The sequence below is a fragment of the Pseudomonas sp. FW305-3-2-15-C-LB1 genome (genome assembly GCF_058787615.1).
In genome coordinates this window covers 646,866-672,796 of the sequence record NZ_JBYSZX010000001.1, presented here as the reverse complement: position 1 = coordinate 672,796, position 25,931 = coordinate 646,866, and the positions used below count along the sequence as shown (strand labels likewise).

Below are 25,931 nucleotides of genomic sequence, written 5' to 3'. Positions count from 1 at the left end.
AGCGTCCGTCTTGGGTCGACGGCCAGGGCGTGCCTGGCCAGCCGGTTGTCTATTCGCGCCCTACCTTAAGGGAGAGGCGCGTTTAGGTCGAGATTAAATGTTTAGCCGAGGTCAGACATATCTGACCATCAACGGTATTGGAGGAAGACGTTGTCTCGCCCGAACTGGTCACGCAAAGCTTGAATCAAGCCATCAGCGGGATCGATTCGCCAGGTCTCGCCAAACTGCAACATGGCCTTGGCGTCATTGCCGGTGTACTCCATGGTCACCGGGCACGCGCCACGGTGGCGTTTGAGCAGGTCGCCCAACCAGCGTAGCTGATCGCCCTTGAGCGCTTCGGTTTTCACCTTCAAGCGCAGGCTCTCGGCCAGATTGGTGCGCGCATCTTCCATGCTCATCACCCGCTTGATCCGCAGGCGCAGGCCGCCGGAGAAGTCATCGTTGCTGACCTCCCCTTCGACGACCACCATGGCGTCGGTCTGCAACAACGACTGGGCGGAGTGGAACGCGTCGGCAAACAGCGACGCTTCGATGCGGCCCGAGCGGTCGTCGAGGGTGATAAACCCCATCTTGTCGCCCTTCTTGTTCTTCATCACCCGCAGGGCAATGATCATGCCAGCGACGGTCTGGGTGTCCCGCGCCGGTTTCAGGTCGATGATGCGCTGACGGGCGAAGCGACGGATTTCACCTTCGTATTCGTCAATCGGATGGCCGGTCAGGTACAAGCCCAAGGTATCTTTCTCACCCTTGAGGCGTTCCTTGAGGGTCAGTTCCTTGGCCTTGCGGTGGTTACCGTAGACATCCGCATCGTCTTCGACGAACAACCCGCCAAACAAGTCGGCATGGCCGCTGTCATGGGTACGTGCAGTCTGTTCGGCCGCCTTGATCGCTTCTTCCATGGCGGCGAGCAGCACCGCACGGTTACGGTCGATATTGGCCTGGTAGGCCTTCGGCTCGTCATGGAAATACGGGCCGAGACGGTCGAGCGCGCCGCTGCGGATCAGGCCATCGAGGGTTCGTTTGTTGATGCGCTTGAGGTCCACCCGTGCGCAGAAGTCGAACAGGTCCTTGAACGGACCGTCCTGGCGCGCTTCGGTAATGGCTTCCACCGGGCCTTCACCGACGCCTTTGATTGCGCCCAGGCCATAGATGATGCGGCCTTCGTCGTTTACCGTGAACTTGAACTCCGAGGCGTTCACATCCGGCGCATCAAGGCGCAGCTTCATGGTGCGCACTTCCTCGATCAAGGTCACGACCTTGTCGGTGTTGTGCATATCCGCCGAAAGTACCGCAGCCATGAACGGCGCCGGGTAGTGGGCTTTCAGCCAGGCAGTCTGGTACGACACTAGGCCGTAGGCGGCGGAGTGGGATTTGTTGAAGCCGTAACCGGCGAATTTCTCCACCAGGTCGAAGATGTTACCCGCGAGGTCGGCGTCGATATTGTTGGTCGCGCAACCTTCAATGAAACCGCCGCGCTGCTTGGCCATTTCCTCGGGTTTTTTCTTACCCATGGCTCGACGCAGCATGTCCGCGCCACCCAGGGTGTAACCGGCCATCACCTGGGCAATCTGCATCACCTGTTCCTGATACAGGATGATGCCGTAGGTCGGTGCCAATACCGGCTTGAGGCCTTCGTACTGGTAGTCCGAGTGCGGGTAGGCCAGCTCGGCGCGCCCGTGTTTACGGTTGATAAAGTCGTCCACCATGCCCGATTGCAGCGGGCCCGGACGGAACAGGGCCACCAGTGCGATCAAGTCTTCCAGGCAGTCGGGCTTGAGCTTTTTGATCAGCTCTTTCATGCCGCGCGATTCAAGCTGGAATACCGCCGTGGTTTCGGCTTTTTGCAGCAGGGTGTAGGTCGGCTTGTCGTCCAGCGGGATGAAAGCGATGTCCAGCGGTTCTTCGCCCACCTTGGCGCGGTCGCGGTTGATGGTCTTGAGCGCCCAGTCGATGATGGTCAGGGTCCGCAGGCCGAGGAAGTCGAACTTCACCAGGCCGGCCGCCTCCACATCATCCTTGTCGAACTGGGTGACCAGGCCGTCGCCTTCTTCATCGCAATAGATCGGCGAAAAGTCAGTCAACTTTGTCGGCGCGATGACCACGCCACCCGCGTGCTTACCGACGTTACGCACCACGCCTTCAAGCTTGCGGGCCATCTCCCAGATCTCGGCCGCTTCTTCATCGACCTTGATGAAGTCGCGCAGGATTTCCTCCTGCTCGTAGGCCTTTTCCAGGGTCATGCCGACTTCGAACGGGATCATCTTCGACAGGCGATCCGCCAGGCCGTAAGACTTGCCCTGCACCCGGGCCACGTCGCGGATTACCGCTTTGGCCGCCATGGAACCGAAGGTGATGATCTGGCTTACCGCGTTGCGGCCGTATTTCTCGGCCACGTATTCGATCACGCGGTCACGGCCATCCATGCAGAAGTCGACGTCGAAGTCGGGCATGGAAACCCGCTCCGGGTTCAGGAAACGTTCGAACAGCAGGTCATATTCCAACGGATCAAGGTCGGTGATCTTTTGCACATAGGCCACCAGCGAACCGGCACCTGACCCCCGGCCCGGACCAACCGGCACACCGTTGTTCTTGGCCCACTGGATAAAGTCCATCACGATCAGGAAGTAACCGGGGAATCCCATCTGGATGATGATATCCAGCTCGAAATTCAGCCGGTCCACATAAACCTGGCGCTTGGCCTCGTAATCTTCGGTGGTGTCCCTGGGCAGCAGAACGGCCAGCCGCTCTTCCAGCCCGTCGAACGAGACTTTGCGGAAGTACTCGTCGATGGTCATGCCATCCGGAATCGGGAAGTTGGGCAGGAAGTGCTTGCCCAGCTTGACCTCGATATTGCAGCGCTTGGCGATCTCGACGGAGTTTTCCAGCGCCTCGGGCAGGTCGCTGAACAGCTCGGCCATTTCCTCAGCGCTTTTGAGGTACTGCTCTTCGCTGTAGTTCTTCGAACGACGCGGGTCATCCAGGGCCCGGCCTTCACCGATGCACACGCGGGTTTCGTGGGCTTCGAAGTCTTCCTTCTTGATGAAGCGCACGTCGTTGGTCGCCACCAGTGGCGCGCCCAGCTTGTCGGCCAGGGCCACCGCAGCGTGCAGGTGCTCTTCATCGTTGGGGCGGTTGGTCCGCTGGACTTCCAGGTAAAAACGGTCGGGGAAGACCTGCATCCATTCCCTGGCCAGCACTTCGGCTTCTTGGGGGTTGCCGCCCAGCAGCGCGATACCGATTTCGCCCTCTTTGGCGGCCGACAGCATGATCAGGCCTTCGCTGGCCTCGGCGACCCATTCGCGCTCGATGATGATCGAGCCATTGCGCTGGCCGTCAATGAAACCACGGGAAATCAGTTCAGTGAGGTTGCGGTAACCCACGCCGTTCATCGCCAGCAGGCTGATGCGGCTCAGGGGGTTATCCGGGTCTTTGTTGGACAGCCACAGGTCGGCGCCGCAGATCGGCTTGATGCCGGCGCCCATGGCGTTCTTGTAGAACTTGACCAGGGAACACATGTTGTTCTGATCGGTGACCGCCACCGCAGGCATGTTCATGCCCACCAGGGTTTTGACCAGCGGTTTGATCCGTACCAGGCCGTCGACCAGGGAGTATTCAGTGTGCAGGCGTAGGTGAACGAATGAAGCCGGCATAGTGATCTCTTAACGTGGAAACAACAAGGCCCGGATTGTACCGGGCCTTGGCAAAAACATCAGCCTCGCGACTACACCTCGCTGAGACTCTCCCGCGCCTCGCAAGCCTGGCGCACCGGAGCGAACGAGCGGCGATGGATCGGTGTCGGGCCAAGACGTGCGAGGGCTTCCAGATGAACGGGCGTCGGGTAGCCTTTATGACCGCCGATGCCATAGCCGGGGTAGATCAGCTCGAAAGCCGCCATTTCACGATCACGACTGACCTTTGCCAGGATGGAGGCCGCCGCAATCGCCGGCACCTTGCTATCGCCCTTCACCACCGCTTCCGATGGCATGGCCAGTCTGGGGCAGCGGTTGCCATCGATCATCGCCAGTTTGGGCGTAATGTGCAGGCCCTCCACTGCACGCTGCATGGCGAGCATGGTGGCGTGGAGGATGTTCAGTTCGTCGATTTCCTCAACTTCGGCCCGGGCGATGTGCCAGCTCAGGGCTTTCTCGCAAATCTCGTCGTAGAGCTTTTCACGGCGCGCTTCGGTGAGTTTTTTCGAGTCGTTGAGGCCGAGGATCGGACGGTTCGGATCAAGAATCACCGCCGCCGTGACGACCGCACCGCACAAAGGTCCGCGCCCGACCTCGTCAACACCGGCTACCAGTTCGTGGGCTTGGGCAACCAGGCTGAAATCCAGGCCCATTTGCGTACTCATAACGCCTCCTGCTTCTGGCCGATCAGAGTCAACACGGCGTCTGCCGCCTGGTTCGAGGCGTCACGGCGCAGTATGCGATGGATGTCGTCGAAACCACGGGTCTGTTCTTCGCCACCCTCGATCAAGGGGAGCAAGGTTTGCGCGAGCGCCTCAGGCGTTGCATCGTCCTGCAACAACTCCGGCACCAACAGGCGCTGGGCCAGCAGGTTGGGCAGGGAGATGTAAGGACTTTTGACCATGCGCTTGAGAATCCAGAACGTCAGCGGCGCCAGGCGGTAGGCCACGACCATCGGGCGCTTGTACAGCAAGGCCTCCAGCGTGGCCGTCCCCGAAGCGATCAATACCGCATCGCAGGCCGCCAGGGCCAGGTGCGATTGACCATCGAGCAGGGTCAACGGCAGGTTGCGCCCTTCCAGCAATGTCTCGATCTGCGCACGCCGTTGCGGGCTTGCGCAGGGCAACACGAAACGTACGCCCGGCTTCAAGACCTGCAGACGCTCTGCGGCGTCGAAAAATACCGAGGCCAGGCGGCCGACTTCGCCGCCCCGGCTGCCCGGCATCAGCGCAACCAATGGGCCGTCGGGCAAGCCCAACTCGGCACGCGCGGCCGCGCGATCCGCCTGCAAGGGAATAGTGTCGGCCAGGGTGTGCCCGACAAACCGCACCGGCACGCCCTTTTCTTCATAGAACCGCGCTTCGAACGGCAGTAAGGTCAGCATCAGGTCGCAGCCTTCGCGGATCTTGAGCACGCGCTTCTGCCGCCATGCCCAGACGGACGGGCTGACATAGTGCACCGTCTTGATGCCGGCCTGGCGCAACTTGAGTTCGATATTGAGGGTGAAGTCCGGCGCGTCGATTCCGATAAAGACGTCCGGCTTTTCTTCGATCAGGGTCTGGATCAGCAGCTTGCGGCGGGCCAGCAGCTCGCGCAGGCGGCCCAGCACCTCGACCAGCCCCATGACAGACAAACGCTCCATGGGGAAGTAGGACGTAAGCCCCTCAGCCTGCATCAGCGGGCCGCCGACGCCGATGAACTCTACCGCTGGATGCTGGGCCTTGAGGGCCCGCATAAGACCTGCACCCAGAATGTCGCCGGAAGCTTCCCCGGCCACCAGCGCGATACGCAGATTAGCCATGATCAGCGGGTGATGCCGCGAGTCGACGCCTGGATCGAGTCACGGAACACCGCGACTTCCGGGAACAACGCTGCCGGCTCGGTCAGTTGGGTCAACGCCTGGTCCACCGTGAGCCCCTGGCGGTAAACCACCTTGTAGGCGCGGCGCAGGGCGTGGATGGCTTCTTCGCTGAAACCCCGACGACGCATGCCTTCGAAGTTCATGCTACGGGCTTCGGCGGGGTTACCGAATACCGTGACGAATGCCGGAACATCCTTGCCAATGGCGGTACCCATGCCGGAAAAGCTGTGAGCACCGATATGGCAGTACTGATGCACCAGGGTGAAACCGGACAGGATTGCCCAATCGTCAACATGCACATGGCCGGCCAACGCGGTGTTATTGACCAGGATGCAATGGTTGCCGATCACGCTGTCGTGGCCGATATGGGCGTAGGCCATGACCAGGTTGTGGTCACCCAGCGTGGTCTCGGCCCGATCCTGCACGGTGCCACGGTGAATGGTCACGCCTTCACGGATGATGTTGTGATCACCGATTACCAGGCGGGTCTCTTCACCCTTGTACTTCATGTCCGGGGTGTCTTCGCCTACCGAGGAGAACTGGTAGATGCGATTGTACTTGCCAATGCGGGTCGGACCTTTGAGGATCACGTGCGGCCCGATGACAGTCCCCTCGCCGATTTCCACACCTGCGCCGATGATCGACCAGGGGCCGACCTCAACGTCGGCGGCCAGAACGGCCGACGGATCGATGATTGCGCGAGGGTCAATCAAACTCATAGTTTGCGTTCCGCACAGATGATCTCGGCAGAGCACACCGGCTTGCCATCCACCGAGGCCTGGCATTCGAACTTCCAGATCTGGCGCTTGCAGCTGATGAACTTGGCTTCCAGGATCAACTGGTCACCCGGGGTAACCGGATTGCGGAAACGCAACTTGTCGGAGCCCACGAAATAGTAAAGCGTGCCATCGGCAGGCTTGAGGTCGAGCATTTTGAAACCAAGGATACCGGCAGCCTGGGCCATCGCCTCGATGATCAACACACCCGGCATGATCGGATGCGCAGGAAAGTGACCATTGAAGAACGGTTCGTTGATGCTGACATTCTTGTAGGCACGAATGCGCTTTTCCTCGACATTGAGGTCCACTACGCGATCCACCAACAGGAACGGGTAACGGTGAGGCAGGTATTCGCGAATCTCGTTGATGTCCATCATTTCGGGGGGAAGCCTGTAATAAAGATTGGGGGCGGGCGAACTAAAAGCACGCCCCGCTAGCAAATCAAGGAGGCAGTCTAGCGGCTGTGCACACTTGATATGGAAATGGTATCAGCCTTCTGATGAAGCATTACCGCCAGGGGTCACGTCCCCAACACGCTTTTCCAGCTGTTTGAGACGTCGAGCCATGTCGTCGAGCTGCCTCAACCGTGCTGCACTCTTGCGCCATTCAGCCGCAGGCTGCATGGCGGTACCGGAAGAATAAGCACCCGGTTCGGTAATCGAGTGGGTGACCATGGTCATGCCGGTGATGAAGACGTTGTCGCAAATATCGATGTGCCCCACCAGCCCGACGCCACCGGCCAGCATGCAATGCTTGCCGATCCGGGTGCTGCCGGAGATACCCACGCATGCTGCCATGGCGGTGTGATCGCCAATCTGCACGTTGTGGGCGATCTGGATCTGGTTGTCGAGCTTTACGCCGTTGCCGATCACGGTATCGGCCAGGGCCCCGCGATCAACAGCTGTGTTCACGCCAATTTCCACGTCGTCGCCGATCAATACGCCGCCGACCTGGGCAATCTTGTTCCAGATGCCCTTGGAATTGGCAAAGCCAAAGCCTTCACCACCGATCACGGCACCTGACTGGATGACCACACGCTCACCGATACGCACGTCGTGGTACAGGGTTACGCGGGGTGCCAGCCAACCGCCTGCGCCGATTTCGCAGCGCGCACCGATAAAACAATGGGCACCAATGGTCACGCCCGCCGCAATGCGTGCACCGCTCTCGATCACCGCAAAGGCACCGACGCTGGCAGCAGGGTCAACCTGGGCATCATCGGCGATCACCGCAGACGGGTGAATACCGCTGGCGGCCTTGGGTTTCGGATCGAACAGGTGCGACACCCGCGCATACGCCAGGTAAGGGTCGGCTACCACCAGCGCATCCCCGGCAAACCCTTCGGCATCAGCGGCCTTCAGCAACACGGCTGCGGCTTGGCTGTCGACCAGGTATTTACGGTATTGGGGGTTTGCGAGGAAGCTCAACTGAGCTGGGCCAGCCTCCTGCAAGGTGGCTAGCCCAGTGATTTCCTTCTCCGGGGAGCCACGCAAGGTGGCCCCCAGGAACTCGGCCAACTCGCCGAGCTTGATAGTCGCGGTCATGGCTTACTTCAGCTGGTTCATGCGCTCGATCACCTGACGGGTGATGTCGTATTGAGGCTTGACGTCGATCACAGCGCCACGCTCGAACACCAGGTCAAAGGCACCTTTCTTGATGACTTCTTCCACAGCGCTGTCGAGTTTCGGCTTCAGCTGTTTCAGCATTTCACGGTCAGCAACAGCCTTGGCTTCGTTCAGTTCTTTGGACTGGAACTGGTAGTCACGGGCCTTTTGCTTGAATTCAAGCTCCAGACGCTCGCGCTCGCCTTGCTGCATCTTGTCACCACCGGCTACCAGACGATCCTGGATGCCCTTGGCGCTGCTTTCCAGGGTCTTGAGCTTGGTCAGTTGCGGACCGAATTTTTTCTCGGCATCCACGGCGTATTTCTTGGCCGCATCGGATTCCAGCAGGGCCATCTGATAGTTCAGGACGGCGATTTTCATTTCGGCGAAGGCCGGGGTGGTTACCAGCACGGTTGCCAGCAGCACCAATTGAGTCAACTTGCGCACGATGTACTCCTACAGAATCCGTTGTCGTTATCTTGGGTCAGACGCTTAGAACGTCTGGCCGAGGGAGAATTGGAAAATCTGGGTTTCAGCGTTATCCGGTTTCTTGATCGGCATGGCCAGAGCAAAGCTCAATGGGCCAAGCGCAGTCACCCAGGTCACACCCACGCCCACGGAGCTTGCCAGATTACTCAGGCTCACGTCGTTACACTGAGTGTTGGACTTCACGCCGCTCGGGTTACGGATCTGCTCGCACTTGGAATCGAACACGTTACCCACATCCCAGAATACCGAAGTACGCAGGGAGCGCTGATCTTTCACGAACGGCAGCGGGAACAGGATTTCCGCACCACCCTGGATCAGGACGTTACCACCGAACGGCAGTGGGTCGTTGTCGGAATCCACTACGGTGCCCTGGTTACCGGTTACACCAACACCACGGCTCGGAGTACCACGCGGGCCCAGGGTGCTGTCTTTGAAACCACGTACGGAGTTGAAGCCACCCGCATAGTAGTTCTCGTAGAACGGTAGACCATTGGTGGAGCCATAACCATCGCCATAACCCAGCTCAGTGTGCAGGCGCATGGTGTAGTTGTCGCTCAACGGCTGGAACAGCTGGCCGCGGTAGTCGAGCTTGAAGAACGACAGGTCGCTGCCCGGCGTGGTGGTTTCCAGGGTCAGGCTCTGGGAATGACCACGGGTCGCCAGTACACCTTTGTTCAGGGTGGACTCGGACCAGCCGGCGGACGCCTTGAAGTTCAGGAACTTGTCACCTTCACGACGGGTGAAGTCGAAGATTTCGTCCACGGTGTACACACCGGTCTTGATCTCATCCTGCTGCGCAGTCAAGCCGAACGTCAGGCGCGAGGTCTCGCTGATCGGGTAACCAACGTTCACGCCAGCACCAAGACTATCGATTGCATAGCTGGCTACGTCAACGTCGAGGTCTTTGTAGTCAGTGGTGCGATAAAAGGCGTTGTAGCCCAGGCTCACACCGTCAGCAGTCCAGTAGGGGTCGGTATAACCGAAGTTATATCGGCTCTGGTATTCGCTTCGGGTCAGGCCGATGGAAACTCGGTTACCGGTACCCAGGAAGTTGTTCTGGGTGATCGAACCACCGAGGATCAGGCCGGCGCTCTGTGCGAAGCCAACACTGGCGGTGATGGAGCCCGATGCCTGTTCTTCTACGGCGTAGTTCACGTCAACCTGGTCATCCACACCCGGTACGGCCGGGGTTTCGACGTTGACTTCCTTGAAGAAGCCCAGACGCTCAAGACGGGTCTTGGACTGGTCGATCAGGTAAGTCGACGCCCAGCCACCTTCCATCTGACGCATTTCACGACGCAGCACTTCGTCCGCAGACTTGGTGTTGCCACGGAAATTGATACGGTTTACGTAGGCGCGCTTGCCTGGATCGACCACGAAGGTGATGTCCACGGTGTGGTCATCATCATGGGGCGTCGGCACGCCGTTGACGTTGGCGAAGGTGTAGCCTTCGTTGCCCAGGCGACGGGTGATCAGTTCGGACGTGGTGGTCATCAGCTTGCGCGAGAACACCTGGTCTTTCTGCACCAGCAACAGCGCCTTGACCTGGTCTTCAGGCACCTTCAGGTCGCCGCTCAGCTTGACGTCGCGAACCTTGTACTTCTCGCCTTCGTTGACGTTGACGGTGATGTAGACGTGCTTCTTGTCCGGGGTGATGGACACCTGGGTCGAAGCGATATCCATATTGATGTAGCCACGGTCCAGGTAGTAGGAGCGCAGGCGCTCCAGGTCACCGGACAGTTTTTCGCGGGCATACTTGTCATCGTTCTTGAAGAACGACAGCCAGTTGGTGGTCTTGAGTTCGAACAGGTCGATCAGGTCGTCATCAGAGAACTTGGTATTGCCTACCACGTTGATGTGCTGGATCGCCGCCACAGTGCCTTCGTTGATGTTGACCTTGAGGCCGACACGGTTACGCGGCTGCGGCACCACTTCCGTTTCCACGGTCGCGGAGTAGCGGCCCTGCGCAACGTACTGGCGTTGCAGCTCGTTACGCACACCTTCGAGGGTGGCGCGCTGGAAGATCTCGCCTTCGGCCAGGCCGGATTGCTTCAGACCCTTCATCAGGTCTTCAGTCGAGATCGCCTTGTTGCCTTCGATCTCGATACTGGCGACGGAAGGTCGCTCGACCACGGTGATGACCAGGACGTTGCCTTCGCGACCCAGTTGGATGTCTTGAAAGAAACCGGTTTTGAACAGCGCACGAGTGGATTCCACCAGGCGACGGTCATCAGCCTGTTCCCCAACGTTCAACGGCAAGGCACCAAAGACGCTACCCGCGGAAACCCGCTGGAGGCCGTTGACGCGAATATCGGAGATGGTGAAGGACTCGGCGTGAACTTCGGCGATCATCAATACGGTGAGAACCGCAGTTAGCAGCAGACGTTTCATGAAGTCCTTTCTTATTCCAACTGGCAATAAACAAACTGCCGCAAAATGCGGCAGATTCGCAATTCAGCGAAGCGTTACAGTCGACCCAGATCGTTGACCAGGGCTAACAACATCACCCCGACCACCAAACTGATACCGATCTGTATCCCCCAACCCTGCACCCGATCCGACAAGGGGCGACCACGCACCCACTCGACCAGATAAAACAACAGATGCCCCCCATCCAATACTGGAATGGGCAGCAAATTCAGAACCCCCAGGCTAATACTCAGATAAGCCAGGAAATTCAGGAAATCCGCGACACCCGACTGGGCAGAAGCGCCCGCCACTTTAGCAATGGTTATCGGTCCACTCAAGTTTTTTACCGAGAGCTCGCCGAACAACATTTTCTTGAGCGATTCCAGGGTCAGCACACTCATGGTCCAGGTGCGTTTCGCACCCTCGCCAATTGCCGCCAACGGCCCGAAACTCACCTCACGCACCATCGATGGCGGCCAATCGACACCCTTGACTCCAGCACCCAGGTAACCCCCGGCCGCCTTGGCTTCCCCGCGAACCGACAAGGTCACAGGGACGTCGATTTGAGCACCGTCGCGTTCAACTTTCAGCACAATTTTAGTATCAGGACGTACACGAACCAGATCGACCACCTGCTGCCAGTCACCCAATGGCTGACCATCGAGGGCCAACAGGCGATCGCCGGTTTTCAGGCCAGCAGCCTGGGCCGGACCTTTCGGATCCAGCTCGGCAAGCACCGGCGGCAAGGCCGGACGCCATGGACGTATGCCCAGGGATTTGATCGGATCAGGCTCATCTGCGCCCTTGAGCCAGTGGTCGAGAGCCAGTTCACGCGGGCTTTCGGCGGTGGAGCCCTGCTCGCGCACCACTACATTCACAATCCCGCTTTCGCCCAGGCGACGCACCAACTGCAAATTGACTGCGCCCCAACCCGTGGTGGGTTCGCCATCAATGGAAACAATTTCCTGCCCAGCGACCAGCCCGGCCTTGGCGGCGATGCTGTCCGATTCAACCGCACCGATCACCGGACGCACCTGCTGGCTGCCCAGCATGGCCAACACCCAGAAGAACACCATCGCCAACAGGAAGTTGGCGATCGGACCCGCGGCAACAATGGCGATACGCTGACGAACGGTCTTGCGATTGAAGGATTGATCCAACTGGTCTGCAGGCACTTCGCCTTCGCGCTCATCGAGCATCTTGACGTAGCCACCCAACGGGATGGCCGCAATCACAAACTCGGTGCCACGACGGTCATGCCAGCGCAGCAGCGGCATGCCGAAGCCGACGGAAAAGCGCAATACCTTGACGCCGCAACGACGCGCCACCCAGAAGTGGCCGAATTCGTGGAAGGTGACCAGCACGCCCAGAGCAACCAGGGTGCCGACAATCATGTAAAGCGCACTCATCTAATTTCTCCGCATTCCAATCCAGTGCCTGAAGGCTCGAACCCATCCGCCCACAGGCTAACGCGTGTTGCGGCTCAACCATTGCTCTGCCAGGGCTCGAGCCTTGGTATCGGCTTCGAATACCGCCGCCAGGTCACTCACCGCCACGACAGGCTCAAGCGCCAGGACGTCCTCGATGATACTCGCGATCTGCGGAAAGCGGATGCGCCGTTCGAGAAACGCCGCCACAGCCACTTCGTTGGCCGCATTCAGCATTGCTGGCGCGCTGTTCCCCACCTCGGCCGCTTGCCGGGCCAGGCGCAGGCAAGGAAAGCGCTGCTCGTCTGGCGCTTCAAAGTCCAGGCGGGCCACTGCAAACAGATCCAGCGGGGCGACACCGGAATCAATCCGCTCCGGCCAGGCCAAGGCATTGGCAATCGGCGTGCGCATATCGGGGTTACCCAACTGCGCAAGTACCGAACCGTCGACGTAATCGACCAGGGAATGAATCACACTTTGCGGGTGAATTACCACTTCGACCTGATCCGGCCGTGCATCGAACAGCCAGCACGCCTCGATCAGTTCCAGCCCCTTGTTCATCATGCTCGCCGAATCCACCGAGATCTTACGCCCCATGGACCAGTTCGGATGAGCGCATGCCTGGTCGGGCGAAACATGCTCAAGCTCGGCCAGCGGGGTTTGCCGGAACGGACCACCGGAGGCGGTCAGCAGAATCCGACGCACGCCAACCTGACCCAAACCACGCGCATAGTCGCCAGGCATGCATTGGAAGATCGCGTTGTGCTCGCTGTCGAGCGGCAGCAGCACCGCGCCGCTTTTACGCACTGCCTGCATGAAGAGCGCGCCAGACATGACCAGCGCTTCTTTGTTGGCCAGCAGGATCTTCTTGCCGGCATCTACAGCGGCGAGGGTTGGACGCAGGCCGGCGGCACCGACGATAGCGGCGACTACCGTATCCACCTCAGCGTCAGCCGAGACCTGACACAACCCCTCCTCGCCCACCAGCACTCGAGTCGCCAACCCGGCAGCCCGCAGATCATCCTGCAAGCCACGCGCCGCTCCTGCCTCAGGGACTACCACGAAGCGCGGTGCGTGGCGCACACACAAAGCCAACAGCTCGCTCAGACGGCTGAACCCAGTCAGGGCAAAGACCTGATAGCGATCAGGATGACGCGCAATCACATCCAGGGTGCTCAGCCCCACCGAGCCGGTTGCACCCAGCACGGTCACTTGTTGAAGGCGGCTCACGAAGCAGTCATCCATAGCAACACAGCGAAGATCGGAATAGCCGCCGTCAGGCTGTCGATACGGTCCAACACACCACCGTGCCCGGGCAGCAGGTTACTGCTGTCCTTGATACCGGCCTGACGCTTGAACATGCTTTCGGTGAGGTCACCCACCACAGAAACAAACACGACAATGGCTGTGGCCAGCAGCGCCAGGAAGATTTCCTTCACCGCCCAGCCACGCACGACACCAACCACCAGCGCAATCACCAGTGTCAACGCCAAACCACCATAGACCCCCTCCCAGCTCTTGCCCGGACTGACCGCCGGCGCCAACTTGCGCTTGCCGAAGGCCCGACCGGAGAAGTAGGCACCGATATCAGCCCCCCATACCAGCACCATGACTGCCAGGATCAACCAGTTACCCATTGGATAACGCTTGATCTCCACCAGCCCTTGCCAAGCCGGCAAGAGGATCAGCAAACCAATCACCAGCTTGCAGGCAACGCTGGACCATTGGCCGCTGGTGCGCGGATAGGTCAGCACCAGGAACGTCGCCAGCGCCCACCACAGCACCGCCGCCCCCAACACCCAGGGCGCGAGGTCCGGCAGGATGTACAAGAGGAACGCCAGCGCGGCCACGACGGCGGCATACACCACGCGCGGCAACTGCGCGCCGAACCCGGCCAGGCGCGCCCATTCCCAGGCGCCCAGGGTGACGACCAGGCCAATGAACAGCGCAAAGCCGGAACCCTCGAGCAGGAAAAACCCGCACAAGGCGATCGGCAACAGGATCAGTGCAGTGATGATTCGTTGTTTAAGCATTTAAACCCGGGCTCCAGCTTCGATCTGCTCACTCGTTTTACCGAAGCGACGCTGACGGGAAGCGAAATCGGCCAGTGCATTACGCATGGCATCGTGTTTGAAGTCCGGCCAGAACAGGTCGGAGAAGTACAGCTCGGTATAGGCCAGCTGCCACAGCAGGAAATTACTGATGCGGTGCTCACCACCGGTCCGGATGCACAGGTCCGGCAACGGCAGGTCACCGGTCACCAGGCAGGTTTGCAACAGTTCGGGCGTGATGTCGTCGGGCCGCAGGTGCCCGGCCTGCACTTCGCGAGCCAGCCGCTGCGCTGCCTGGGCGATATCCCACTGGCCGCCGTAGTTGGCTGCGATCTGTAGCACAAAACGGTTGGCACCAGCGGTGATTGCCTCAGCCTCGCGCATGGCAGCCTGAAGTTCCGGGTGGAAGCGCGAGCGGTCGCCAATGATGCGCAGGCTGATGTTGTTGTCGTTAAGGCGCTTGGCCTCACGACGCAAGGCCTTGAAGAACAGATCCATCAAGGCACTGACTTCTTCGGCGGGCCGCTGCCAGTTCTCACTGGAGAACGCAAACAGGGTCAACACTTCGACCTTGGCCTCGGCACACACCTCGATCACAGCCCTTACCGCATCGACACCGGCTTTATGCCCGGCGACACCCGGCATAAAGCGCTTCTTCGCCCAGCGATTATTCCCATCCATGATGATCGCGACATGGCGCGGCACCACGGAGGGTACAGTCTGCTTGGTCTTTTCCATGAAGGCGTCCTGACCCCTTATACGGCCATCAGGTCCTTTTCTTTTTCTTCCGTGGCCTTGGTGATCTGGGCCTCGGCATCCTTGGTCAATTTGTCGATATCGGCGGTGGCACGACGCTCTTCGTCTTCGCTGATTTCCTTGTCCTTGACCAGCTTCTTCAGGTCACCCAAGGCATCGCGACGGATATTACGTACGGCAACACGCGCGTCTTCTGCAGCGCTGCGAGCCTGCTTGGTGAAGCCTTTGCGGGTCTCTTCAGTCAGGGCCGGCATGGAGATCAGCAGCAACTCACCCAGGTTGGTCGGGTTGAGGTTCAAACCGGCGCTCTGGATGGCCTTGTCGACAGCACCCAGCATGTTGCGCTCAAACGCTACGACTTGCAGGGTGCGCGAGTCTTTAACGGTAATGTTGGCGACGCTGCTGATAGGGGTATCGGAGCCGTAGTAAGGCACCATCACGCTGCCCAGGATGCTCGGGTGCGCCTTGCCGGTACGAATCTGGCCGAATGCATGGCTCAGAGACTCCAGGGATTTCTGCATACGCGCTTGGGCGTCTTTCTTGATTTCGTTGATCATTGTTGGCCTTCCTCGATCAGAGTCCCTTCTGCGCCGCCGTGTACGATGTTCAGCAGGGCGCCGGGCTTGTTCATGTTAAATACGCGCAGTGGCATCTTGTGGTCGCGGCACAGGCAGATAGCCGTCAGATCCATTACGCCCAGCTTGCGATCCAGTACTTCATCGTAGGTCAGATGATCGAACTTCTCGGCATGCGGGTCTTTGAATGGATCTGCGGTGTACACGCCGTCTACCTTGGTCGCCTTGAGCACCACGTCCGCATCGATCTCGATGGCGCGCAGGCAGGCTGCCGAATCGGTGGTAAAGAACGGGTTACCCGTGCCGGCCGCGAAGATCACCACTTCCTTGGAATTCAGGTGGCGCATGGCTTTGCGGCGGTCATAGTGATCGGTTACGCCGACCATGGAAATAGCCGACATCACGATAGCCGAGATATTGGCGCGCTCCAAGGCGTCACGCATGGCCAGGGCATTCATCACAGTGGCCAGCATGCCCATATGGTCGCCGGTGACCCGGTCCATGCCAGCAGCACTCAGGGCCGCGCCACGGAACAGGTTGCCACCACCGATCACCAGGCCAACCTGCACGCCGATACCGACCAGTTGGCCGACTTCCAGCGCCATGCGGTCGAGCACCTTGGGATCGATCCCGAACTCTTCCGAGCCCATCAGGGCCTCGCCGCTAAGCTTGAGTAGAATGCGTTTATAGCGAGCCTGATAACCACTGCCCTGCTGAGCCATTGCGAATCTCTCCTGCGGCGTATTTTTTAAAAAATTCTTGGCGAGCCGTTTTACGGCTTGCGTTCACTCTAGCTGGACGCTGTAACAGCGCCATCGGAACACGGCTTTGTAAGCCAGTTCCGGAGGGATGCCAATTAAAATCGGCCTTCCCATTTGAAAAGAGGCTGCGCGCGTGAGCGGGCAGCCTCTTTCGGGCGACAGTTGAAAGCTGTCTTATTGCTTGGCGGCAGCCAGCTGGGCAGCAACTTCTTCAGCGAAGTTGTCGACCGGCTTCTCGATGCCTTCGCCTACTTTGTAGTAAGTGAAGGAAACGATTTCAGCACCGGCTTTCTTGGCCAGTTCGCCAACCTTGATTTCAGGGTTCTTGACGAACGCCTGCTCAACCAGGCTCGCTTCAGCCAGGAACTTGCTGATACGGCCTTTGATCATGTTTTCCACGATGTTTTCTGGCTTGCCGGCGATCTTGTCGGCGTTCAGGCTCAGGAACACCGCTTTTTCACGCTCGATCGCTTCGGCAGACACTTCCGAAGGCAGCAGGAACTCAGGGTTGCTGGCAGCAACGTGCATAGCGATGTCTTTGGCCAGCTCAACGTCGCCGCCTTTCAGAACAACAGCTACACCGATCTTGTTGCCGTGCAGGTAACCACCGACGACATCACCTTCAACGCGAGTCAGGCGACGGATGTTGACGTTTTCGCCAACTTTGCCGACCAGTACCAGGCGATCAGCTTCTTGGGCTTCGATCAGAGGCTCAACGGTGGTCAGCTTCTCATCGAATGCCTTCTTGACGCTGGCAGCAACGAATGCCTTGAAGTCGTCTTGCAGGGCCAGGAAGTCGGTCTGCGAGTTCACTTCCAGCAGAACGGCGGCTTTACCGTCTTCAACCAGGGCGATAGCGCCTTCAGCAGCGACGTTGCCGGCTTTCTTGGCGGCCTTGATGGCGCCGGAAGCGCGCATGTCGTCGATGGCTTTTTCGATGTCGCCGCCAGCCTTGGTCAAGGCCTTTTTGCAATCCATCATGCCTTCGCCGGTACGCTCACGCAGTTCTTTAACCAACGCTGCAGTAATCTCTGCCATTTCAAAATCCTCTTGGATAGGTTTTCAACCATTCCACCCGATCAGACGGGCGATCAATTCTTCCCGAATCTCCCTTGTAGGCCGCTGCACGTTACAGATGATGTAGCCGCGCTGCCGACAAATGGTTTTCGAGGTGGCAAAAAGGGGGCCAAGCCCCCTTTTTGCTTACTGAGTCAACGCCAGGGCGCTAATTACTCAGCGGCAGCTACCGGAGCTTCTTCAACGAACTGCTCGGTACCGCCAGCAACGTGGTTGCGACCACGGATGACAGCGTCAGCCATCGAACCCATGTACAACTGGATAGCGCGGATTGCGTCATCGTTGCCTGGGATGATGTAGTCAACGCCTTCCGGGCTGCTGTTGGTATCGACTACGCCGATAACAGGGATGCCCAGCTTGTTGGCTTCGGTGATCGCGATGCGCTCGTGATCAACGTCGATAACGAACAGTGCGTCAGGCAGACCGCCCATGTCCTTGATACCACCCAGGGAACGATCGAGCTTTTCCAGGTCACGGGAGCGCATCAGCGCTTCTTTCTTGGTCAGCTTGGCGAAAGTACCGTCTTCGGCTTGCACTTCAAGGTCACGCAGACGCTTGATGGAAGCACGGATGGTTTTGAAGTTGGTCAGCATGCCGCCCAACCAGCGGTGATCGACGTACGGCGAACCGCAACGTGCTGCTTCTTCAGCAACGATCTTGCCAGCGGAACGCTTGGTGCCGACGAACAGAATCTTGTTTTTGCCCTGGGCCAGGCGCTCTACGAAAGTCAGCGCTTCGTTGAACATTGGCAGGGTTTTTTCAAGGTTGATGATGTGGATCTTGTTACGCGCGCCGAAAATGTACTTACCCATTTTCGGGTTCCAGTAACGGGTCTGGTGGCCGAAGTGCACACCGGCCTTCAGCATATCGCGCATGTTGACTTGGGACATGATAGTTCCTTAATAAGTCGGGTTTGGCCTCCACGTATCCCAATGACCAACCAGCGGCATCAAGGCCTCCGGCACCCAGGTCATCGTGTCGACACGTGTGTGGATTTAAGCTTTGCGGGGTATCCCCGGAAAGCGGCGCATTTTATACCACAGCATCGGCAAAAACGGAACACGCAATCACATTTGCCGTCGGGCGCGTTCGTGTAACCCCTTGAATAGAGCTGACATAGCCCTACCTTATAGACAGAAGCGATCATCAGAGGCTCATGATTTGACGCCATGGTCTGTTAGAATCGCGTTTTCTGTGGCTTGTGCGAATTTTGCAACCTTTTGTCGCACGCCCGTAAACCGTATTGATTTCAGCGCGTCGCGCTAGAGAGAGCCTGTATGACCGTTAGTTTGAAAACCGCCGAAGACATCGCTGGCATGCGCATCGCCGGCAAACTGGCCGCCGACGTGCTGGAAATGATTGCCGAACACGTCAAGCCCGGCGTCACCACCGAGACCCTCAACCAGATCTGCCACGACTATATCGTCAACGTGCAGGGCGCCATCCCTGCGCCGCTGAACTACAAGGGCTTCCCCAAGTCGATCTGCACCTCGGTCAACCACGTGGTTTGCCACGGAATTCCGGGCGACAAGCCGCTGAAGGACGGCGACACCCTGAACATCGACGTCACCGTGATCAAGGACCGCTACTTCGGCGACACCAGCCGCATGTTCCACGTCGGCAACGTACCGGTCTGGGCCGAACGCCTGTCCCAGGTCACCCAGGAATGCATGTACAAGGCCATCGAGATCGTCAAGCCTGGCTGCCGCCTGGGCGACATCGGCGAAGTGATCCAGAAGCATGCGGAAAAGAACGGTTTCTCGGTGGTACGCGAGTTCTGCGGCCACGGTATCGGCACGGTCTTCCACGAAGAGCCACAGATCCTGCACTACGGCCGCGCCGGCACCGGCATGGAGCTGAAGGCAGGCATGACCTTCACCATCGAGCCGATGATCAACCAGGGCAAGGCCGACACCAAGGTGTTGGGCGACGGCTGGACTGCCATCACCAAGGACCGCAAGCTTTCGGCCCAGTGGGAACACACTTTGCTGGTCACCGAGACCGGCTACGAGATTTTCACGCTGCGCGCCGATGACACGATCCCGCGCACCTCGGGTACAACGTCGGCATAAACGTTGCTCAGGTTTTCCCCCACTGTGTTGTGACTGACTGACTGAATAGATTGAAAGGAAAGCCGATCGATGCCCCAGGTGGATCCCGAACTCTTCGACCGTGGCCAGTTCCAGGCCGAACTGGCCCTGAAGGCGAGCCCCATCGCCGCGTTCAAGAAGGCGATCCGCCAGGCCCGCGAGGTGCTCGACGAGCGCTTTCGCAGGGGGCGGGACATCCGCCGGCTGATCGAGGACCGAGCCTGGTTCGTCGATAACATCCTGCAAAAAGCCTGGGAACAGTTCAGTTGGAGCGAAGACGCCGACATCGCCCTGGTGGCGGTCGGCGGCTACGGTCGCGGTGAGCTGCACCCTTACTCCGACATCGACCTGCTGATCCTGCTGGACAGCGCCGACCATGAGATCTTTCGCGATTCCATCGAGCGCTTTCTCACATTGTTGTGGGACATCGGCCTGGAAGTCGGCCAAAGCGTACGCTCGGTGGACGAATGCGCCGAAGAAGCCCGCGCCGACCTCACCGTCATCACCAACCTCATGGAAAGCCGTACCATCGCCGGCCCCGAGCGCCTGCGCCAGCGTATGCTTGAAGTCACCAGCACCGCGCACATGTGGCCGAGCAAGGACTTCTTCCTGGCCAAGCGCGCCGAGCAAAAGGCCCGGCACCACAAGTACAACGACACCGAATACAACCTGGAACCCAACGTCAAAGGCTCGCCGGGCGGGCTGCGGGATATCCAGACGATTCTGTGGGTTGCGCGTCGCCAGTACGGCACCCTGAACCTGCGCGCCCTGGCCGGTGAAGGCTTCCTGGTGGAAAGCGAAAACGCCCTGCTGGCCTCCTCCCAGGAATTCCTCTGGAAAGTGCGCTACGCCTTGCACATGCTGGCCGGGCGTTCCGAAGACCGCCTGCTCTTCGACCACCAGCGCTCCATCGCCACCCTGCTGGGCTTTGAAGGTGAAGACGCGAAGACCAGCATCGAAAGCTTCATGCAGCAGTACTACCGGGTGGTCATGAGCATTGCCCAGCTCAGCGACCTGATCATCCAGCATTTTGAAGAAGTGATCCTGGCCCCCGAAGACGAGGCGCCGCCGCAACCGATCAATGCGCGTTTCCAACTGCACGATGGCTATATCGAGGCGCGCAACGACAACGTGTTCCGCCGCACACCGTTTGCCATGCTGGAAATCTTCGTGCTGATGGCCCAGCAGCCGGAAATCAAAGGCGTGCGCGCCGATACCATTCGCCTGTTGCGGGAAAACCGGCACCTGATCGACGACGATTTCCGCAACGATATCCGCAACACCAGCCTGTTCATCGAGCTGTTCAAGTGCAAGATCGGCATCCACCGCAACCTGCGGCGCATGAACCGTTACGGCATCCTCGGGCGCTACCTGCCGGAGTTCGGTTTTATCGTCGGGCAGATGCAACACGATCTGTTCCACATCTATACCGTGGACGCCCACACCCTGAACCTGATCAAGCACCTGCGTAAGCTGCAGTACACCCAGGTGTCGGAGAAATTCCCGCTGGCCAGCAAATTGATGGCCAAGCTACCCAAGCCAGAGCTGATCTACCTGGCCGGCCTGTACCACGACATCGGCAAGGGCCGGCATGGCGATCACTCCGAGGTCGGTGCGGTTGATGCCGAGGCCTTCTGCCAGCGCCACCAGTTGCCGCTGTGGGACAGCCGCCTGATCGTCTGGCTGGTGCAGAACCACCTGGTGATGTCGACCACCGCCCAGCGCAAGGACTTGTCCGACCCGCAGGTGATCCACGACTTTGCGCAGATCGTCGGCGATGAAACCCGCCTCGACTACCTGTACGTGCTGACCGTCTCGGATATCAACGCGACCAACCCGACGCTGTGGAACTCGTGGCGCGCCAGTCTGCTGCGCCAACTGTACACCGAGACCAAGCGCGCCCTGCGCCGTGGCCTGGAAAACCCGGTAGACCGCGAAGAGCAGATCCGCCGCACCCAAAGCGCCGCCCTGGATATCCTGGTGCGCGGCGGCAACGACCCGGACGATGTGGAACAACTGTGGTCGCAACTGGGCGACGATTACTTCCTGCGCCACACCGCCGGTGATGTGGCCTGGCACACCGACGCGATCCTGCAGCAACCGGCCGACGGCGGCCCACTGGTGCTGATCAAGGAAACCACCCAGCGCGAATTCGAAGGCGGCACGCAGATTTTCATCTACGCGCCGGACCAGCACGACTTCTTCGCCGTGACCGTAGCGGCCATGGACCAGTTGAACCTGAACATCCATGACGCACGGGTAATCACCTCCAGCAGCCAGTTCACCCTCGACACCTATATCGTGCTCGACACCGATGGCGACTCGATCGGCGACAATCCAGCGCGAGTGAAGAAGATCCGCGAAGGCCTGACCGAAGCCCTGCGCAACCCTGACGACTACCCGACCATCATCCAGCGTCGAGTGCCGCGCCAACTCAAACACTTTGCGTTTGCGCCCCAGGTGACCATTTCCAACGACGCCCAGCGCCCGGTGACGGTGCTCGAACTGAGCGCCCCGGACCGCCCAGGCCTGCTGGCGCGTATCGGTGGGATTTTCCTGGAGTTCGACCTGTCGTTGCAGAACGCCAAGATTGCGACCCTCGGCGAACGCGTGGAAGACGTGTTCTTCATCACCGATGCCGACAACCAGCCGTTGTCCGACCCGGAGCTGTGCCTGCGGTTGCAGGAAGCGATCGTCCAGCAATTGAGCGTGACCCAGGAACCCGGCGTCGAGCTGACACGCCTGACTCTCTAAAAAACAAACAGGGCCCGTGTGGGAGGGGGCTTGCCCCCGATAGCGGTGGATCAGATAAAAATGCTTTGGCTGGCACACTGCAATCGGGGGCGAGCCCCCTCCCACATTTAGATGGCTTCGCCCAGCAGACCGCATGCTTTAAACCGAATTGAACGAGATGCCCATGAACAACGCCCTGAACCAACTGCAACCCTACCCGTTCGAGAAACTGCGCGCCCTGCTCGGCAGCGTCACGCCAAACCCGGACAAGCGCCCGATTGCGCTGTCCATCGGCGAGCCGAAGCACAAGTCTCCCACGTTCGTGGCCGAAGCGTTGAGCAACAACCTCGACCAGATGGCCGTGTACCCGACCACCCTGGGTATCCCGGCGCTGCGCGAAGCCATCGGTGCCTGGTGCGAACGTCGCTTCAACGTGCCCAAGGGCTGGCTCGACCCGGCGCGCAATATCTTGCCGGTCAACGGCACCCGTGAAGCGCTGTTCGCCTTCACCCAGACCGTGGTCAACCGTGGCGAGGATGCGCTGGTGGTGAGCCCGAACCCGTTCTACCAGATCTACGAAGGCGCCGCGTTCCTGGCCGGGGCCAAGCCACACTACCTGCCGTGCCTGGACGCCAATGGCTTCAACCCGGACTTCGACGCCGTGACGCCGGACATCTGGAAACGCTGCCAGATCCTGTTCCTGTGCTCGCCCGGCAACCCGACCGGCGCGCTGATCCCGGTCGACACCCTGAAAAAACTCATCGCCCTGGCCGACGAATACGACTTCGTCATCGCCGCCGACGAGTGCTACAGCGAACTGTACTTCGACGAACAAACCCCGCCGCCCGGCCTGCTGAGCGCCTGTGTCGAACTGGGTCGCCAGGACTTCAAGCGCTGCGTGGTGTTCCACAGCCTGTCCAAGCGCTCTAACCTGCCGGGCCTGCGCTCCGGTTTCGTGGCCGGCGATGCCGACATCCTCAAGGCGTTCCTGCTGTACCGCACCTACCACGGCTGCGCGATGCCGGTGCAGACCCAGCTGGCGAGCATTGCTGCCTGGCAGGATGAAGCCCACGTGCACGCCAACCGTGACCTGTATCGCGAGAAATTCGACGCGGTGCTGGCGATTCTCAAGCCGGTGCTGGATGTGCAGAGCCCGGATGGCGGCTTCTATCTGTGGCCGAATGTGAATGGCGACGATGCCGCATTCTGCCGCGATCTGTTCGTGGAAGAACATGTGACCGTGGTGCCGGGTTCGTACCTGTCCCGTGAAGTGAACGGCGCCAACCCCGGCGCTGGGCGAGTGCGTATGGCGTTGGTCGCGCCGTTGGCCGAGTGTGTGGAAGCGGCTGAGCGCATTCGCGATTTTATTCAGCGTCGCCGCTAACGGGCTTGAGGGTCATTTCACCTGACCCAGATTCGCCTCACTCATATCCAGATCCGCCAACACCTCCCTCAGCACGTCATCACCAATCTGGTGATGACGACTCAGGCTGTATAACTCCAGGCGCTGTGCCCGCAGCGCCTTGAGGCGCAATTTGCGCTCGAGCAGGTCCATCTGCCGTGCCAGCGCCTGGGCTTCGGCCGAGTCGTTGAACACCTCCAATTGATGGCGATATTCCGACATCAGCCGTGCCTTGAGTTCGGTGGCGAGCGCAGCCTGGGCGGCGTCCTGGGTTTCAGGCTCAACGGGCTCTTCCGTTTCCAGCGCATGGATCGCAGCGACGGCCGTTTTTTTCCAAGCCTCGCGGACCTCTTTATGGCGTTTCTCGTCCGGGCTCTTTTCAATGCCGCGTAACAACAACGGCAAGGCGATACAGGCGGCGATCAGCGACAGGAGGATCACGCCTGCCGCGATGAAGATCAGCAGGTCGCGCTCGGGAAAGTCCTGGCCCGGCGCCAGCAGTAACGGCACCGACATCACACCGGCCAACGTCACCGCACCGCGCACACCACCCACGGTCAACAACCAGCAAGAGCGGGCGGTCGGCACCAGCGTCAGCTCGCTTTTCCCACGAATCCGGCGTAACAGGCCTGACAGCCGCCAGATGCTCTGCACCCAGATAAAACGCAGCACTACCAACACCAGGAAGATCGCAATCACATCCAGGCAGCGATAAAACAGGGTCGGCCACAGTGTCGGCTCATGGCTGACCACGGCCTTGATGATGTCCGGCAGTTGCAGGCCCAGCAGCAGGAAGATCAGGCCATTGAAGGCAAACTCCAGCAGCGACCAGACGCTGCGGTTGAGCAAGCGCGTGCTGGTCTGGCGCGGTAGCAGATCAAGCCAGCTTTGCATCATGCCTGCCGCGACCGCCGACAAGATGCCCGAGGCCCCCAGGCGCTCGGCCAGCACATAGGCGGCAAAGGGCAGCAACAACATGAACACCACGTGGGTTGCCGGGTCATCCCAGCCACGGGCGATCATCCAGGCGCGCAGTCGGCCGACCAGCCAGCTCAGGGCCACGCCAACGGCCAGGCCACCGACGGCGACCAACACGAAGGTCAGGCTGGCATCCGCCAGGGAAAACACCCCGGTCAACGCCGCCGCCAGGGCAAACTTGAACGTTACCAGGCCCGATGCGTCGTTCATCAAGGCCTCGCCCTGCAACATGTGCATCAGTGGCGTAGGTAAACGATTCTGGGAAATGGCCGACACCGCCACGGCATCCGTCGGCGACAAAACCGCCGCCAGGGCGAAGGCCACCGGCAACGGGATCGTAGGCAATATCCAGTGAATGAAATAACCAGCACCGACCACCGTGAACAACACCAGCCCCACCGCAAGCGTCAGGATCGGCCCACGCAACCGCCACAACTCACGCTTGGGCATACGCCAGCCATCCGAAAACAGCAACGGTGGCAGGAACAGAAACAAGAACAGCTCCGGGTCCAGCGCCACATGCAGGCCCAGCGTCGGCCAGGCCAGCAAGGCACCGGCGGCGATCTGCACCAGGGGCAACGGCAGAGGAATGACACGCCCAACCAGACGCGAAACGCTGACCAGCATCAGCAGGATAAGAACGGTGTAGGCGGTTTGCATAACGCGGGTTTCCCGGACAATCGACTTGCAACGACACACATGAGGCAACAACTGGCCGCTGAAGTGCCATATTACCCAGCTATGTTAACCGCCTATGCTGCCTGCCGGCCTTTGCACATAAGTCGCACGCCGCATGACGAGGGGCACCCGCCCGCTGGTCGTGGCATAATCCGTGACCTTTAATTTTCACTTGGTCCAAAGGGGGGCAATTCCTTGACCGCTTCAAGCAAAACGTTGCACCTTTTCGGCATCAAAGCCTGCGACACCATGAAAAAAGCGCGCACCTGGCTCGATGAGCACGGCGTGGGCTATGAGTTCCACGACTACAAAACGGCCGGTATCGACCGCGAACACTTGACCCAATGGTGCAACGAGCACGGTTGGCAGGTGGTGTTGAACCGTGCGGGCACCACCTTTCGCAAACTCGAAGACGAACGCAAAGCCGATCTCGATCAGTCGAAAGCCATTGAATTGATGCTCGCACAACCCTCGATGATCAAGCGCCCGGTGCTCGATCTCGGTGACAGAACCCTGATTGGCTTCAAGCCAGATAGTTATTCGGCGGCCCTCAAGTAGGCCAGCCCTTTCCA

The 25,931-nt window shown here is 59.7% G+C and carries 21 protein-coding genes; 4 read left to right on the top strand and 17 right to left on the bottom strand.

Features of this window, described 5'->3' with window-relative positions; all coding sequences use genetic code 11:
- Window positions 1-128: 128 nt before the first annotated feature.
- The 16 genes from dnaE to rpsB all read right to left on the bottom strand — a co-directional run bounded on the left by dnaE (window position 129) and on the right by rpsB (window position 18,368).
- Window positions 129-3,650, bottom strand: coding sequence for a DNA polymerase III subunit alpha (gene dnaE / locus AC3WP7_RS03080; protein WP_071488805.1), 3,522 nt, complete (start codon window positions 3,648-3,650; stop codon window positions 129-131).
- 71 nt (window positions 3,651-3,721) lie between these two features.
- Window positions 3,722-4,354 carry a ribonuclease HII gene (rnhB, locus tag AC3WP7_RS03075; protein ID WP_071488804.1) on the bottom strand — a complete coding sequence of 211 codons (633 nt, stop codon included), beginning with the start codon at window positions 4,352-4,354 and terminating at the stop codon, window positions 3,722-3,724.
- Window positions 4,351-5,490 carry a lipid-A-disaccharide synthase gene (gene lpxB / locus AC3WP7_RS03070; protein WP_071488803.1) on the bottom strand — a complete coding sequence of 380 codons (1,140 nt, stop codon included), beginning with the start codon at window positions 5,488-5,490 and terminating at the stop codon, window positions 4,351-4,353. Before lpxB ends, rnhB begins: the two co-directional genes overlap by 4 nt.
- Before the next feature lie 2 nt (window positions 5,491-5,492).
- The gene (gene lpxA / locus AC3WP7_RS03065; protein ID WP_071488802.1) at window positions 5,493-6,269 is read right to left on the bottom strand and encodes an acyl-ACP--UDP-N-acetylglucosamine O-acyltransferase; all 777 of its coding nucleotides are present in this window, start codon (window positions 6,267-6,269) and stop codon (window positions 5,493-5,495) included.
- Window positions 6,266-6,706: a 3-hydroxyacyl-ACP dehydratase FabZ gene (gene fabZ, locus AC3WP7_RS03060; protein WP_003172281.1), complete on the bottom strand. Its 441-nt coding sequence runs from the start codon at window positions 6,704-6,706 to the stop codon at window positions 6,266-6,268. Before fabZ ends, lpxA begins: the two co-directional genes overlap by 4 nt.
- Before the next feature lie 111 nt (window positions 6,707-6,817).
- Window positions 6,818-7,873, bottom strand: a complete 1,056-nt coding sequence (gene lpxD / locus AC3WP7_RS03055) for a UDP-3-O-(3-hydroxymyristoyl)glucosamine N-acyltransferase (protein WP_092241172.1) — start codon at window positions 7,871-7,873, stop codon at window positions 6,818-6,820.
- Window positions 7,874-7,876: 3 nt separating this feature from the next.
- Window positions 7,877-8,380 carry an OmpH/Skp family outer membrane protein gene (locus AC3WP7_RS03050; protein ID WP_003172279.1) on the bottom strand — a complete coding sequence of 168 codons (504 nt, stop codon included), beginning with the start codon at window positions 8,378-8,380 and terminating at the stop codon, window positions 7,877-7,879.
- Between the two features lie 45 nt (window positions 8,381-8,425).
- Window positions 8,426-10,813, bottom strand: coding sequence for an outer membrane protein assembly factor BamA (gene bamA / locus AC3WP7_RS03045; protein ID WP_092241170.1), 2,388 nt, complete (start codon window positions 10,811-10,813; stop codon window positions 8,426-8,428).
- Between the two features lie 74 nt (window positions 10,814-10,887).
- Window positions 10,888-12,240 (bottom strand): sigma E protease regulator RseP, encoded by a 1,353-nt coding sequence (gene rseP / locus AC3WP7_RS03040; RefSeq protein ID WP_102591679.1) that lies wholly within the window; start codon window positions 12,238-12,240, stop codon window positions 10,888-10,890.
- Between the two features lie 57 nt (window positions 12,241-12,297).
- On the bottom strand, window positions 12,298-13,488 hold the full coding sequence (ispC, locus tag AC3WP7_RS03035) for a 1-deoxy-D-xylulose-5-phosphate reductoisomerase (protein WP_093512216.1): 1,191 nt from the start codon (window positions 13,486-13,488) through the stop codon (window positions 12,298-12,300).
- Window positions 13,485-14,291 (bottom strand): phosphatidate cytidylyltransferase, encoded by an 807-nt coding sequence (locus tag AC3WP7_RS03030; RefSeq protein ID WP_092241166.1) that lies wholly within the window; start codon window positions 14,289-14,291, stop codon window positions 13,485-13,487. The genes ispC and AC3WP7_RS03030 overlap by 4 nt, the downstream gene beginning before the upstream one ends.
- Window positions 14,292-15,047, bottom strand: a complete 756-nt coding sequence (uppS, locus tag AC3WP7_RS03025; protein WP_016974405.1) for a polyprenyl diphosphate synthase — start codon at window positions 15,045-15,047, stop codon at window positions 14,292-14,294.
- Between the two features lie 17 nt (window positions 15,048-15,064).
- Window positions 15,065-15,622, bottom strand: a complete 558-nt coding sequence (gene frr / locus AC3WP7_RS03020; protein ID WP_012722596.1) for a ribosome recycling factor — start codon at window positions 15,620-15,622, stop codon at window positions 15,065-15,067.
- Complete coding sequence (pyrH, locus tag AC3WP7_RS03015; RefSeq protein ID WP_003189161.1) at window positions 15,619-16,362, bottom strand: UMP kinase; 744 nt, start codon at window positions 16,360-16,362, stop codon at window positions 15,619-15,621. Before pyrH ends, frr begins: the two co-directional genes overlap by 4 nt.
- A gap of 213 nt (window positions 16,363-16,575) precedes the next feature.
- Window positions 16,576-17,439, bottom strand: coding sequence for a translation elongation factor Ts (gene tsf / locus AC3WP7_RS03010; RefSeq protein ID WP_058425287.1), 864 nt, complete (start codon window positions 17,437-17,439; stop codon window positions 16,576-16,578).
- A 191-nt stretch (window positions 17,440-17,630) separates the two neighbouring features.
- Window positions 17,631-18,368 carry a 30S ribosomal protein S2 gene (rpsB, locus tag AC3WP7_RS03005; protein WP_003189158.1) on the bottom strand — a complete coding sequence of 246 codons (738 nt, stop codon included), beginning with the start codon at window positions 18,366-18,368 and terminating at the stop codon, window positions 17,631-17,633.
- A gap of 387 nt (window positions 18,369-18,755) precedes the next feature.
- Between rpsB and map the strand changes: the two genes are divergently transcribed.
- The 3 genes from map (at window position 18,756) to dapC (ending at window position 23,685) form a co-directional block, all read left to right on the top strand.
- The gene (map, locus tag AC3WP7_RS03000; protein ID WP_058425288.1) at window positions 18,756-19,550 is read left to right on the top strand and encodes a type I methionyl aminopeptidase; all 795 of its coding nucleotides are present in this window, start codon (window positions 18,756-18,758) and stop codon (window positions 19,548-19,550) included.
- Between the two features lie 69 nt (window positions 19,551-19,619).
- Window positions 19,620-22,322, top strand: coding sequence for a [protein-PII] uridylyltransferase (locus tag AC3WP7_RS02995; protein ID WP_092241163.1), 2,703 nt, complete (start codon window positions 19,620-19,622; stop codon window positions 22,320-22,322).
- Window positions 22,323-22,485: 163 nt separating this feature from the next.
- Window positions 22,486-23,685 carry a succinyldiaminopimelate transaminase gene (gene dapC / locus AC3WP7_RS02990; RefSeq protein WP_102591680.1) on the top strand — a complete coding sequence of 400 codons (1,200 nt, stop codon included), beginning with the start codon at window positions 22,486-22,488 and terminating at the stop codon, window positions 23,683-23,685.
- Window positions 23,686-23,697: 12 nt separating this feature from the next.
- Here dapC and AC3WP7_RS02985 read toward each other — a convergent pair whose 3' ends face one another.
- On the bottom strand, window positions 23,698-25,341 hold the full coding sequence (locus tag AC3WP7_RS02985) for a Na+/H+ antiporter (RefSeq protein WP_071488795.1): 1,644 nt from the start codon (window positions 25,339-25,341) through the stop codon (window positions 23,698-23,700).
- A gap of 267 nt (window positions 25,342-25,608) precedes the next feature.
- Between AC3WP7_RS02985 and AC3WP7_RS02980 the strand changes: the two genes are divergently transcribed.
- Complete coding sequence (locus AC3WP7_RS02980) at window positions 25,609-25,917, top strand: arsenate reductase (protein ID WP_231999482.1); 309 nt, start codon at window positions 25,609-25,611, stop codon at window positions 25,915-25,917.
- Window positions 25,918-25,931 lie beyond the last annotated feature (14 nt).